The organism is Pseudovibrio sp. JE062 (assembly GCF_000156235.1).
Lineage (GTDB): Bacteria > Pseudomonadota > Alphaproteobacteria > Rhizobiales > Stappiaceae > Pseudovibrio.
Window position 1 is genome coordinate 279,383 of record NZ_DS996806.1, and the last position, 13,113, is coordinate 292,495.

The following is a 13,113-nucleotide window of genomic DNA, read 5'->3' on the forward strand; positions in this document are numbered from 1 at the left end:
GTTTCACCCCAAAAAACGCAGAATAACGCAAAATCGCACAAAAGAACGCAAAACGAGATTAAAGCAGCTCGCATTTATGCTGAAATACGTGAACTGCTTTATCTTTTTTCTGCGTATCTTTATCCGAAAACCGGTTCCCACTTTTCGGCGATACAATCTAACTCTTTGAAATCTAACGGGATGGGTGTGGATGCCTCTCCTGATGTCGTTAAATCCTGTCTAAACTCCCCAGTACCGGGTGGTTTGTTATTCCCGGTGGCGATATGAATAATTCCCCTAATTGATGATTAAACAGGTGGGTAGACCGGTGAGCCTTGCTGATACCTCTCAAAAAGACATTGAAGCGCTGAATGCAGAAGAAGCTGCGCTGGAGCTGGAGCGGCTGGCAAGGCTGATTGCTGAATATGATGAAGCCTACCATACCCAAGATGCGCCGATTGTTGATGACGCTACCTATGATGGGCTGCGTCGCCGCAACGCGGCTCTGGAAGCCAAGTTTCCTGAGCTGGTGCGTGCAGATAGCCCGAGCAACCGGGTGGGTGGTGCTGTTGCTGAAGGCTTTGGCAAAATCACCCATGCCGTGCCGATGCTCTCGCTGGACAATGCGTTTTCCGATGAGGACGTGCAGGACTTTATTGGCAAAGTGCGCCGGTTCCTGAAGTACGACCCGCTGATGGGTGCGCTGGCTGTTACGGCTGAGCCGAAGATTGATGGGCTTTCTCTTTCCCTGCGCTATGAGAGTGGCAAGCTGGTTTATGCAGCGACCCGTGGTGATGGTGCAACGGGCGAAAATGTGACGGCTAACGCGCTGACCATTCAGGATATTCCGCAGGAGCTGCCTGCTGGCGTGCCGGATGTGGTTGAGGTGCGCGGCGAAGTTTACATGAGCCATGCGGATTTTGCGGCGCTGAATGCGCGCATGGAAGCCAATGGCGGCAAGGTGTTTGCCAACCCGCGTAACGCGGCGGCTGGTTCTTTGCGCCAGCTGAACCCGGAAATCACCAAGACCCGTCCGCTCAAGTTCTTCGCGTATGCATGGGGCGATATGAGTGAGGTTCCTGCCGATACGCAGATGGGCATGGTGGAGCTGTTCGGCGCGTGGGGCTTCCAAATCAACCCGCTGATGAAGCGCTGTGAGACAGTCGAGGCATTGCTGAAAGTCTATCATGGGATCGAGGAGGATCGTTCCGGCCTCGGTTATGATATTGATGGCGTGGTCTACAAGGTGGATCGGCTCGATTTGCAGGGCCGGTTGGGCTTTGTTTCCCGTTCTCCGCGCTGGGCGATTGCACACAAATTCCCGGCGGAGCGGGCATTTACTACCCTCAATGCCATCGAAATTCAGGTGGGCCGCACTGGTGCTTTGACTCCAGTTGCGAAACTGGAGCCTGTTACAGTCGGCGGTGTGGTGGTCTCTAATGCAACACTGCATAATGAAGACTACATCAAAGGCATCGGTCAGGATGGGGAATCCATTCGTGATAGTAAGGACTTACGTGTTGGCGATACGGTGATCATTCAGCGTGCGGGTGATGTTATCCCACAGATCGTGGATGTGGACCTGAGCAAACGGGCTGAAGATGTGCAGCCGTATGAATTTCCGACTGAGTGTCCGGTGTGCAACTCGCATGCGATTAGAGAAACTAATCCAAACTCCGGTAAGGTGGATGCGGTACGTCGGTGTACCGGTGGATTGATATGTCCTGCGCAGGCAGTCGAGAAGCTGAAGCACTTCGTCTCGCGCAATGCCTTCGATATTGAAGGGTTGGGCGAGAAGCAGATGGAGGCGTTCTACGAGTATGACATGGATAAAGGTGGTATCCGCACACCTGCGGACATCTTTACCCTGGCAGAACGGGACAAGGTTTCTCTCAATAAGCTGCGCTCCCGCGAAGGCTTTGGTGCGGTCTCTGCACGGAAATTGTTTGAAGCGATTGATAGTAAACGCCAAATCGAACTCAATCGCGTGATCTTCGGTTTGGGGATCCGACATGTGGGCGAAGGCAACGCCAAGCTTCTGGCGCGGGCCTACTCCTCGTGGCAGGGGTTCTATGACGCGATGATCGCCGCAACGGATACGACCTCAGAAGCCTATCGCGAGCTCAATGACATTGACGGGATCGGCGGCACAGTTGCCAATGCTCTGGTCGAGTTCTTTGCAGAAGAACACAACCTGACTGCTCTGGCCGCTTTGATGGAGCAGATCACACCGCTTGATGTGGTTGTGGCTGATACTTCGGGCAGCCCTGTTGCCGGCAAAACACTTGTGTTTACAGGTAGTTTGGAGCGCATGAGCCGTGATGAGGCCAAGGCGCGGGCTGAGAGTTTGGGGGCAAAGGTTTCCGGTTCTGTTTCCAAGAAAACAGATCTTGTGATTGCAGGACCAAAAGCCGGTTCCAAGCTCACTAAGGCGCAAAGCCTTGGCATTGATGTCATCTCTGAGGATGACTGGTTCGAGCTGGTTGGCGATCAATAAAAAAGCGAGGGAGCTGTTCGGCTCCTCTCGCTGCATTAGTAGGCTTGCGGCAGAGCCTACTTCTGCGCCAGTGTTGCTCTGAGGCGGACAGATGCTTCGGCACGTCCGCCGATATAGAGCATCATATTTTTCCCGTCCGTCTGAACACTCATCGGAATTGTTTTCTCGACCAGCTTCTTCAGCGGGTCATAATTTGCTTCAGCCTGCTCCAAAGCCTTGAGAGCTTTGTCGTATTCCTGGATTTTCTTCTTCACTGCAGGTTGCGCTTTGATCAGCTTTTTGAGTTCCTTAGCCGTATCGCGATAGTTGGGGTCGGTTTTCGGATCGATTTCCTTTTGCTGCAACTGGCTTTCCAGTACGCGTAACATCTTGTGTTTGGCCGAGATTTCGTCTTCCAAAGACTTCAGGCCCTGCACGAAGCGGTAGGTTCTGGATTTCTCTTTTTCCAGCGCCGCGATGTTGGAGCGGGCTTTCTTCATCTCTGGCGCATCCTCGACATGGTTGTCGTAGGTCAGCCGGATGGCAGCCTTTCCCTGGAAGATGAGTTTGTCGAAGCTTGCAGTGTCTGCCGCATGAATGTCCATCCGGCGTCTGATCTCAGCCCAGATGCTTGTGCGGTTTTTATAGAACTCGTCGTAGTTCTTATACTTGCAAATGACCTTCGGCATATCTCAAGCTCCATTCCAGTTGCGATGGAATGAGAGTGAGCAGAAAATCTTATCGAGATCTGTCGAGGGAGGCGTGCAATTGAGCCAAATTTGAAGATGTGATCGGCTCTTACAGGTGGAGATGAACGGAAACGCCAGCAAATCCGTTTGTCTTTGCCAGCGTTTCTTCATGTTTTGCAACGAGTTACCTAGCCGATCTGTTTGCGGATCTCTGCCAGCATGGCCAGATGAGTATGGATGAAAGCGACCAGAATGGTTGCCGTTGCCACATCCACGTTCACGGGCTTTTTACCTGCTTCCGGCGTTTGAACCGCCAGCAAGTCCTCATGTCCTGTGATTTCAGTCGAGATATAGAGGCGGTCAAAGTCATCGCCAGACGCGGCCTCCAGCTTCTTGTAGATGTCTTCCAGAGCGGTTGGGCGCGGTGGTGGTGTTGCACCTGTGGACTCGATGATCATGGAGACAGCGGCCTGTTCCTCGCGTTCCAGCTCCGCAAACTGGCGCACCAGCGGGTTGCTGGCCTTCATGGTCGCCATTTCACTGATAGCGAGTGAGAAGGGACTGATGGTGAGGGTTTTGTTGGTGTAGTCCGTAGAACCGTGATTGTCGGCCAAAGCGGAAGAGACCAGAGCAGGGGCGGCAATGAGTGAGCCGGACATGCCAAGGAGAGCGTTTCTGCGCGTCAGGTGTAACTTACCAGTCTTCATTGTTTTTCTTTCAGGTTGTTACAGTGATTTTTATGGTTTGAAAGTGAAGTTCGTCCCATTGATCAGTTCTGGAAATTTCAGGTCCAGATATACGCAGTCTTCCTCTTTAAATCGCTAAGGCAGCACTTGATTTTTCAAGTATCTGGGATCTGGCTTGATAAAACACCACAGAGCAAAGCAAGTTTCACCCAAGAGTTACTGGGCGAAGATGTGCTGATGCGCAAAACGATGTGTATCTCTTTGCTGACGCCTCGCTTCTTCAATGTTGTTGCTATATTGTTCTTCGTGAACTATTGGAGATTCTCCCTCTGATTTGAGAGGGGTATGCGTTCAAAGGATCCAACGAGCTCAATGGCAAATTCTTCTGGCCCACTACATCGCGGAATGCCTTCCAACCCTGCTGATCCTCTGGCTGCACCACAGCCCAAGGCAGGTGGTATAGCAGCGAGGGCCATGGCAGCACGGCAAACGACCATGCCTGCCTATATGGAAGGATTGAATGCGGAACAGCGCCTTGCTGTTGAGACGATCAATGGTCCGGTGCTGGTGCTTGCTGGCGCAGGTACGGGTAAGACCCGCGTTCTGACTACGCGTATTGCTCATATTCTGGCGACAGGGCATGCCACTCCGGGGCAGATCCTTGCAGTGACCTTCACCAACAAAGCGGCTCGCGAGATGAAGGAGCGCATCGGCGCTTACATTGGCGAGAACGTGGAAGGCATGGCATGGCTGGGTACGTTCCACGCGATCTGTGTGAAGATCTTGCGCCGTCATGCTGAGCTGGTTGGTTTGAAGTCTTCGTTCTCCATTCTGGATACGGATGATCAGGTTCGCCTGATCAAGCAGATCATTCAGGCGGAAGGTCTGGATGAAAAGCGTTGGACTGCAAAGACTTTTGCTGGATTGTTGGACAGCTGGAAGAACCGCGGGCTGACGCCGGAACAGATTTCTGCTGGCGAAGCTCAAGCTTTTGCGAACGGTTTGGGACGCAAGCTCTACCAGACCTATCAGGAACGGCTTTCCATTCTGAATGCCTGCGACTTTGGTGACTTGCTGCTGCACTGCATCACCATTTTCAAAGAGCATGATGATGTTCTGAAGAGCTTCCAGAGCCGTTTCCGCTACATGCTGGTGGACGAGTATCAGGATACCAACATTGCGCAGTACATGTGGCTGCGTTTGCTGGCACAGGGCAACTCCAACGTTGCCTGTGTGGGTGATGATGACCAGTCGATCTATGGTTGGCGTGGTGCTGAAGTTGATAACATCCTGAGATTTGAGCAGGATTTTCCGGGTGCGACTGTGGTTCGTCTGGAGCGGAATTACCGCTCGACCAGCCATATTCTGTCTGCTGCCTCTCATTTGATTGCCCACAATCAGGGCCGACTGGGCAAGACCCTCTTCACCGATCAGGTGGGATCTGAGGATGAAGATAAGGTGCAGGTCGCCTCTGCCTGGGACTCTCAGGAGGAAGCGCGCTCCATCGGTGATGAGATCGAAGCGCTGCAGAACCATGGCCATTCGCTGAATGAGATGGCCATTCTGGTGCGAGCTTCGTTCCAGATGCGAGAGTTTGAAGACCGGTTTGTAACGCTTGGCCTGAACTACCGCGTGATTGGCGGTCCGCGCTTCTATGAGCGCATGGAAATCCGTGATGCGCTGGCCTATTTCCGCTGTGTGATGCAGCCCTCTGATGATCTGGCGTTTGAGCGTATTGTGAACACGCCGAAACGGGGGCTTGGTGAGGCCACTTTGAAGATTGTGCATGCCTATGCGCGGGAGCGGGCTATTCCGTTGATGATTGCGGCGGGAGAGCTGGTGCAGACCAATGAGTTGCGCCCAAAAGCGCGTGCTGCTTTGGCTGATGTTCTTGGCATGTTTGAGAACTGGCGCAATCAGGTTGAGACCATGAGCCATACGGAGCTTGCGGAAATCATCCTTGATGAGAGCGGTTATACCCAGATGTGGCGTCAGGACCGGTCTGCGGAAGCACCGGGACGACTGGACAACCTGAAAGAACTTATCCGCTCCATGGAAGAGTTCGAGAGCATGGCTGGGTTCCTTGAGCACATCTCGCTTGTGATGGATAAGGACAGCGATGTGGAAGAGGATGCGGTGTCCATCATGACGCTGCATTCCGCAAAAGGCCTTGAGTTTGACACGGTTTTCCTGCCGGGCTGGGAAGAGGGCGTGTTCCCGAACCAGCGGGCACTGGATGAGACCGGACAGGCCGGTCTGGAAGAGGAGCGGCGTCTTGCGTATGTGGGTCTTACACGTGGTCGTAAGCGTGTGAAGGTGTGGTTCACCTCCAACCGCCGCATTCATGGCTCCTGGCAGTCCTGTATTCCTTCCCGCTTCCTGGATGAGTTACCCGCGGACAGTGTTGAGGTTGTTGAGGCCTCCAGCTCCTACGGTGGCTATGGTCTGAACAGCGCTGGTGGCGGTTATGGTGCCAGCCGGTTTGACAACAGCGACCCGTTCCAGAGCAAGTACTCCACCCCAGGCTGGCAACGCGCCCGCAAGGCGCAGGCTTCTGGTCAGCAGTATGGCCGGATGCATGGCGGGAACCAAACTCGCCGTGCCAAGAAGGCTGGTCCGATGACCATTGAGGGTGAGCTGGTGGCCAAGAGCGTTACTGAGGTTGGCAGTGATTTTGCCATTGGTGAGCGCATCTTCCATATGAAGTTCGGGTACGGTGCCATCAGCGACATTGAGGGGAATAAGCTCACTGTCGACTTTGAAAAGGCTGGCCAGAAGAAAGTGCTCGATAGCTTTGTCGAGCGGGCATAACCTGCAACTCAAGCGTTACTTACCTTTAGGGCAATTTGTGCTATCTCTCTCTTAAGTTGTGTTGGGAGGTGGCAATGGACAGTGTGGTTATCGCGCTTGCGATGATTGGTGTGGCAGGTGTAGGCGCCCAGTGGCTCGCCTGGCGATGGTCGCTTCCTGCTATTGTCCTGCTGCTTGTTGCGGGCTTCCTGATTGGTCCTGCAACGGGTATTCTCAACCCAAATGCGTTGTTTGGTGATTTATTGCGTCCAACTGTTGCGCTTGGCGTTGCAGTCATTCTGTTTGAGGGCGGTCTTTCCCTTAATTTTCAACGTATTGGTGGTGTTGAGAAGGCCGTTTGGCGGCTTGTGTTGCTGGGTGCGTTTATTGCGTTCTTATTGGGCGCGCTCAATGCCCATTATATAGCTGAATTAAGTTGGCCCTCAGCCCTTGTGTTTGCTGCCATCCTGATCGTGACCGGCCCGACCGTCATCATCCCACTTCTGCGTCAAGCCCGACTGGAACGCCGGGTAAGTTCGTTGCTGCGCTGGGAAGCTATTCTGGCTGACCCTCTTGGCGCGCTGCTCGCGGTGTTCATGTTTGAGGGCTATCTGGTTTATCACGGTGATCATGGCTTCTGGGTTCTTGCCGTGCGCGCGGTGGCTGGGTTGCTGATTGGTGGTGTTGGTGGCTGGGCGCTGGGGCGTGGGTTGATCTGGCTGTTTGTTGGTGGCCGGGTTCCCGAATTCCTGAAAGTTCCGTTGATCTTTGTGAGTGTGATGGGCGCTTATGCGCTTTCTGATCTGGTGCTTGAGGAATCCGGCTTGCTGACCGTGACTGTTCTGGGATTGGTGCTCGGCAACTCGCGCCTTGCCAGCCTTGAGGAGTTGAAGCGATTCAAGGAAGCGGTGACGATTATTCTGGTGTCTTCTGTCTTCATCGTTTTGACGGCTTCTGTTCAGCTGGGCAGTCTGGCTGAGTTTGGGCTGGAGGATCTGGCGTTTGTTCTGGTTCTGCTGTTTGTGATCCGGCCTATTTCCGTTTGGGTTGGCACGATTGGTGCTCACCTGAGCTGGAAGGAGCGTTTGCTGGTGGGGTGGATCGCGCCGCGCGGTATTGTAGCAGTAGCAGTGTCTGGCTTGTTTGCACGCTCGCTGGTGGAACATGGCGCCCCGGATGGTGAGCGGCTGGCGGTGCTGTCGTTTGCCGTGGTGGTTGCCACTGTGTTTGCCCACGGGTTCACGCTCGGGCCGTTTGCACGGTGGCTGGGGCTTTCCAGTCATTCAGGGCCTGGGCTGCTGATTGTCGGGGCAAGCCGGTTCAGCGTTGCGCTGGCGACCAAGCTGAAGACGCTGGATATCAACTCGCTTACCGTGGACCGCAACTGGGGCAAGCTTCGACTTTCCCGGAATGCGGGGTTGGCGAACCATTATGGCGAGGTTCTTTCTGAAGAGGTTGAGAACGAACTGCCGCTTGAGAACTATAGTGTTTTGCTCGCTGTAACTGACAATGACGATTACAACGCGCTGGTGACCACAAACTTCGGGCCGCTTATGGGGCGAGGGGAGGTCTATCAGTTTGCGCCGTCAGAAGAGCAGAGTGAGAAAGAGAAGTTTCGCCGTGTCGTGACGCTTGGTGGACGTCCGTTCCTGACACAGGAGCACAGCTACAACGACCTTGAAACGAAAATCCGCGAGGGCTGGTTTATTAAGGCCAGTGAGTTGACCGATACCTATGGCTGGGATGCGTTTCAGGAAGCTCTGCCCGAAAAAGCAATTGTGCTGATGCTGATTGAGCCGACGAAGAAGCTGCGCCCCATGAACAGCTCCGTGCCTGCGACGGTGGCTTCGGGTTCAACAATACTTAGCCTTGTTCCCAGTGAATATGCGGCAGAACGCGAGAAAGCCTCGTGAGCTCTGGCTTTTCGGCGCTGTGCATTCTATACGCCTATGCAAAGATATTGTTTGAGTTTTGATAGCTCATCGTAACTAAGGGTTTTTGCATGGACACGATCCGGGTTCGCATTCCGGCGCCTGAAGCTGAAGCAAAGGCACTCTCCGATATTATGGAGGCCCGCTTTGAAGATGATGGTTTTCCGGTTGCTGTTTTTGAAAGCTCCACTGATGGAACCATCTGGACAGCTGAGGTGCTGGTGCTGGAGTCCACGGTTGATGACGCAATCAATCTGGTAGAAATGCGCCTGTTTGATCAGTTTGAAGGTGGCGTCATCCCAACTTCGGCTGAAGTTGAAGCACTGCCGGATATCAATTGGGTTGCCAAGTCTCTTGAAGGTTTAAAGCCGGTTCGTGCAGATCGCGTTATTGTGCATGGGGCGCATGATCGTGATGCGGTCAACAAATCTGATATCGGTATCGAGATTGAAGCGGCGCAGGCATTTGGCACGGGTCACCATGGTACGACCGAAGGTTGCCTGCTGGAACTGCAGCGTCTGCTGAAGCGCCACAAGTACCATCGCATGCTTGATCTGGGTACCGGCACCGGTGTTCTGGGTATTGCTCTTGCAAAGCTTACCGGTTCTGAGGTTCTGGCAACGGATATTGATCCGATCGCGATTGAAGCTGCGATTGACAATGCGCGCAAGAACAATGTTGGTCCGCTGTTCAAAGCCTTTACAGGCGCTGGTGTGGAAGATCGTCGCTTCAACGAGTTTGGACCGTTTGATCTGGTTGTTGCCAACATCCTTGCAAAGCCATTGGTGCAGATGTCTGCCAAGCTGTGCAATCACCTTGCGCACAAGTCCACGCTGGTCCTTTCCGGATTGCGCATAGAGCACGGCCCGCGGATTATTTCCGCTTACGGCCAGCAGGGCCTGAAGCTGGTGCATCGCCGTGAGATTGATGGTTGGCTGACCCTGACTTTTGCTAAGGGCAACTGGGCGCCATAAGCTCATTTGCACTGTGAATAATTCAAAACCCTCTTTGCTTCTGCTTAGAGGGTTTTTTGATGTCTGATTGTTGGGTTGCAGAAAACAAAAAACCTTTGCTTCCTGATCCGGCAAATTGGGAGGAGGTTGCCGGGGAAGCAAAGGTTTTTTTGTGTGCCAAGCAACTGGGAGGAATTTGCTTAGCTTGCTAGATATTGGGAGGAGGTATCTAGCTATATGAGTGGCATTTCTAGCGCTTTATCAGCTGCTGATGGCTGCCGGCCATTGGTGTCGTGCGCATCACATTGGGAGGAGGTGTGATCCGCCGGTTTGCTTTGGGAGGGAAGCGCCCCGTCGACGAGAGGACTTATCCATTATTTTAGTTTGTAAAAAAAGAGATAGTTTCGCATGACACTTATGCATTTTTTGCATGTCTTGGGATTGTCATGATCTGAATTTGCATGGAGTACATAGCAGATCTGCGTATACGGCATGGATTGTGTACTTCTGTATCCTTTTGGCTTATTATGAGAGCATAAAATCCTCTGAGGAGGCTTGTTTGTGTGGTTGAGTTGCGCCGCGATCAGCATTAGCCTTCCGGCATGTTTCAGAGCTTTGACACAGTAAATGATAAATCTCGCGGGCCGGTTCGGTTGGCCGCTCTGCGGGAAGAGCTGGCCTCTCGCGGGCTTGATGGCTTTTTGGTGCCGCGTGCAGATGCACACCAGGGCGAGTATGTGCCTGACAGTGACTGCCGCCTTGAATGGCTGACCGGTTTTACCGGGTCTGCCGGCATTGCTGGCGTACTCAGTGACAAGGCTGCGATCTTTATTGATGGTCGCTACACCATTCAGGTGCGGGATCAGGTGGATGAAGAGGCGTTTGCCTATCGTCATCTGATTGCAGAGCCGCTGACTGACTGGCTGCGTGAGAATGCACAGGAAGGCCAGAAGATCGGTTATGACCCGATGCTGCATCCTGTTCGTCAGGTGCGCTCCCTGAAAGCGGCTTGTAAAAAGGCTGGTGCTGAGCTGGTTGCTGTTGACAGTAATCCAGTGGACGGGGTCTGGAATGACCGTCCAGCAGCGCCGCTTGGTGCGGTCAACATGCATCCAATGCAGTTTGCGGGTGAAAGCGCCGCTGACAAGATCAAACGTATTGGTGAGCTGATTGCTGAAAAGGAAGCTGATACTGCGCTTCTGACCCAGCCGGACTCCATTGCATGGTTGCTCAACATTCGCGGCAGCGATGTGATGCATACGCCGTTGCCTTTGTCTTTTGCTCTGGTACCGACCAAGGGCAAGCCATCCTTGTTCATTGATGGGCGCAAGCTTTCCAATGAAGTGCGTGATGAGCTGAGTTCTCTGGCGGACATCGATGAGCCGGGCGGACTCGCTCCAGCACTGAAGGCGCTTGGAACGGATGGCAAGCGGGTTCTGATTGATACCGGGCTTGCTGGTCAGGCGCTTTACGATGCGGTTGCTGACAATGGCGGCCATGTTGTGGAGGGGCAGGAGCCAACCCTGCTGCCGAAAGCGATCAAAAATCAGGCTGAGATTGAAGGCACCAAAGCGGCTCATCTGCGTGATGGTGTTGCGTATGCACGCTTCCTTGCATGGTTTGAGAAGACCGCACCGCTTGGTGGCCTGACTGAGGTTGTTGTTGCTGAGAAGCTTGAGGAGTTCCGCCGTGAGACGGGTGCTCTGAAAGACATCTCCTTTGACACTATCTCTGCAGCTGGTCCTCATGGTGCGATCTGTCACTACCGTGTGAGCTATGACAGCAACCTGCCGATTGAGCTGAACAGTGTCTACCTGATTGACTCTGGTGCGCAGTATGAAGACGGCACGACCGATATCACGCGTACGCTGGCTGTTGGAGCTGTGACTGCTGAGCAGTGCAAGCATTTCACGCTTGTTCTGAAAGGGCACATTGCGATTGCGACAGCGCGCTTCCCGGTTGGAACAACAGGTTCTCAGCTGGATACGTTGGCTCGCATCGATCTCTGGAAGCAGGGGCTCGATTTTGACCACGGCACTGGCCATGGTGTTGGTTCTTATCTGGGTGTGCATGAAGGTCCGCAGCGGATTGCGAAGGCACCGAACAGCATTGCGCTGAAGCCGGGTATGATCCTTTCCAACGAGCCGGGATACTATCGTGCTGATGAGTATGGCATCCGCATTGAGAACCTTGAGCTGGTGACACCTGCTGCTGCCATTGAAGGTGGAGACCAGAAGATGCTTGGCTTTGAGCCGCTGACATTGGCGCCGATTGATCTGCGCATGGTGGACACCAAGCTTCTCTCTGAGTTTGAGCTGAACTGGCTGAATGCTTATCACGCGCGCGTACGTGAGCTGGTTGGCCCACTGCTTGATGATGAGACCAAGGCATGGCTGGAAGAGGCGACCCGTCCGGTTTCCTGATCATGATCTGCTTTGTTATGAGATAAAGAAAACCCCGCTTCAAGGAGCGGGGTTTTTGCTTAGATGACAGCGAGTGCCATTCTTAAGACCACGACACTGACAACGCCGATTGTCATGGCTGCCAGCATGGGCAGACGTAGGGCTGCGACGGCGGTGATAGCTGTGGCAGCGGTTTCTGCTATGCCGGTTGCAAAGGCGGTTGGGGCGACAACCGACATGAGGATTGCCGGAGGCACGGCCTGCAGAGCTGCTTCTGTTCTGCCGGAGAAGGTGACGAACTTTGTCAGTACCAGTCCTGCAATGCGGGTCAGGTAGGTTCCGGCTGCCATAACCAGAATGGTGAAGAGCACGAGCGGATCAACTGCGAAGATTTCTGAGGTCATGACTGGAGTGCCTCCGCAGAGTTCTTAAGCCCGTTCGGATTGTCGTCATATTGAATGGCAGCTGCAATGACGCCAGCAACGGCCCCGGCAATTATGTACCAGGCACCCGGCACAAATTTGTGTGTGAGAACAGCTGCAAGACCGCTGGCTGCGAGGACTACGCCTGTCTTTCGGCCCTGCCAGAATCCCATCACCAGGCAGATGAAGAGAGCGGTGAAGGCAAAATCCAGGCCGTAGCGGGACGGATCGCCCATGACTGCGCCTATCAGGCTTCCTGCAACTGAAGCGGCTTGCCATGTGATGAAGAGAGTGAGACCAACACCCATGTAGAAGCTGAAGGTTGTGTGCTGTTTCATGGCGCGCTGCTCAGACAGGGCCCAGACTTCATCTGCCAATATGAAGAAGCCGAGGTATTTTTGCAGAGGCGTCCAGTGCCCCAGCTTAGGGGCCAGAGAGGCACTCATGAGTACGTGGCGCAGGTTGATCAGGAACGTTGAGAAGGCAATGGTGAGCCAAGGCAGTGGGTCTGCCCACAGATCCAGTGCGAGGAACTGGGAGCCACCTGCGAACACGAACGAGCCCATCAGCAGCACTTCTAAAGGAGACATTCCTTTTTGTGCTGCGAGAGCGCCAAACAACAGGCCGATGGGCGTTGCGGCGAACACCAGTGGGAAGAACGTGGTGACGCCGAGAAAGAATTCATTGGGGCCAGCGTTGATCGCTGATTTGTTTTGGTTGCTTTTCACAAAACCCTCCTAAAAGCATGGAGTGTTTTTAAGGCAGAGCGGCCGGAGCCGTCTTGA

9 protein-coding genes are annotated in these 13,113 nt (G+C 53.8%); 5 read left to right on the forward strand and 4 right to left on the reverse strand.

All coding sequences use genetic code 11. The features are described from left to right. Nucleotides 1–283: 283 nt before the first annotated feature. On the forward strand, nucleotides 284–2,476 hold the full coding sequence (ligA, locus tag PJE062_RS05655) for an NAD-dependent DNA ligase LigA (RefSeq protein WP_208982182.1): 2,193 nt from the start codon (nucleotides 284–286) through the stop codon (nucleotides 2,474–2,476). 56 nt (nucleotides 2,477–2,532) lie between these two features. Here ligA and PJE062_RS05660 read toward each other — a convergent pair whose 3' ends face one another. Next, on the reverse strand, nucleotides 2,533–3,144 hold the full coding sequence (locus PJE062_RS05660) for a hypothetical protein (protein ID WP_008547845.1): 612 nt from the start codon (nucleotides 3,142–3,144) through the stop codon (nucleotides 2,533–2,535). Between the two features lie 188 nt (nucleotides 3,145–3,332). Next, on the reverse strand, nucleotides 3,333–3,851 hold the full coding sequence (locus PJE062_RS05665) for a DUF4142 domain-containing protein (protein WP_008548066.1): 519 nt from the start codon (nucleotides 3,849–3,851) through the stop codon (nucleotides 3,333–3,335). 384 nt (nucleotides 3,852–4,235) lie between these two features. On the opposite strand from PJE062_RS05665, the gene PJE062_RS05675 reads away from it, so the two are divergent. The 4 genes from PJE062_RS05675 (at nucleotide 4,236) to PJE062_RS05690 (ending at nucleotide 11,927) form a co-directional block, all read left to right on the forward strand. Further along, complete coding sequence (locus PJE062_RS05675; protein ID WP_037036269.1) at nucleotides 4,236–6,641, forward strand: ATP-dependent helicase; 2,406 nt, start codon at nucleotides 4,236–4,238, stop codon at nucleotides 6,639–6,641. A 74-nt stretch (nucleotides 6,642–6,715) separates the two neighbouring features. After that, nucleotides 6,716–8,533 (forward strand): sodium:proton antiporter, encoded by a 1,818-nt coding sequence (locus PJE062_RS05680; RefSeq protein WP_008547857.1) that lies wholly within the window; start codon nucleotides 6,716–6,718, stop codon nucleotides 8,531–8,533. A gap of 89 nt (nucleotides 8,534–8,622) precedes the next feature. Beyond that, on the forward strand, nucleotides 8,623–9,525 hold the full coding sequence (locus tag PJE062_RS05685) for a 50S ribosomal protein L11 methyltransferase (RefSeq protein WP_008547706.1): 903 nt from the start codon (nucleotides 8,623–8,625) through the stop codon (nucleotides 9,523–9,525). A gap of 581 nt (nucleotides 9,526–10,106) precedes the next feature. Next, nucleotides 10,107–11,927 (forward strand): aminopeptidase P family protein, encoded by a 1,821-nt coding sequence (locus PJE062_RS05690; RefSeq protein WP_008548048.1) that lies wholly within the window; start codon nucleotides 10,107–10,109, stop codon nucleotides 11,925–11,927. A gap of 59 nt (nucleotides 11,928–11,986) precedes the next feature. Here the strand turns inward: PJE062_RS05690 and PJE062_RS05695 are convergent, their stop codons facing one another. Both PJE062_RS05695 and PJE062_RS05700 read right to left on the reverse strand, forming a co-directional pair. Next, nucleotides 11,987–12,310, reverse strand: a complete 324-nt coding sequence (locus PJE062_RS05695) for an AzlD family protein (RefSeq protein WP_008547628.1) — start codon at nucleotides 12,308–12,310, stop codon at nucleotides 11,987–11,989. Further along, nucleotides 12,307–13,056, reverse strand: a complete 750-nt coding sequence (locus PJE062_RS05700) for an AzlC family ABC transporter permease (protein ID WP_008548077.1) — start codon at nucleotides 13,054–13,056, stop codon at nucleotides 12,307–12,309. The genes PJE062_RS05695 and PJE062_RS05700 overlap by 4 nt, the downstream gene beginning before the upstream one ends. Nucleotides 13,057–13,113: the final 57 nt, after the last annotated feature.

What these genes read in the sequence shown, in the direction of transcription:
- PJE062_RS05685 (WP_008547706.1), top strand. Translation starts at nt 8,623, where the DNA reads ATGGACACGATCCGGGTTCGCATTCCGGCGCCTGAAGCTGAAGCAAAG.
- PJE062_RS05665 (WP_008548066.1), bottom strand. Translation starts at nt 3,851, where the DNA reads ATGAAGACTGGTAAGTTACACCTGACGCGCAGAAACGCTCTCCTTGGC.
- PJE062_RS05695 (WP_008547628.1), bottom strand. Translation starts at nt 12,310, where the DNA reads ATGACCTCAGAAATCTTCGCAGTTGATCCGCTCGTGCTCTTCACCATT.
- PJE062_RS05690 (WP_008548048.1), top strand. Translation starts at nt 10,107, where the DNA reads ATGTTTCAGAGCTTTGACACAGTAAATGATAAATCTCGCGGGCCGGTT.
- PJE062_RS05680 (WP_008547857.1), top strand. Translation starts at nt 6,716, where the DNA reads ATGGACAGTGTGGTTATCGCGCTTGCGATGATTGGTGTGGCAGGTGTA.
- ligA (WP_208982182.1), top strand. Translation starts at nt 284, where the DNA reads ATGATTAAACAGGTGGGTAGACCGGTGAGCCTTGCTGATACCTCTCAA.
- PJE062_RS05660 (WP_008547845.1), bottom strand. Translation starts at nt 3,144, where the DNA reads ATGCCGAAGGTCATTTGCAAGTATAAGAACTACGACGAGTTCTATAAA.
- PJE062_RS05675 (WP_037036269.1), top strand. Translation starts at nt 4,236, where the DNA reads ATGCCTTCCAACCCTGCTGATCCTCTGGCTGCACCACAGCCCAAGGCA.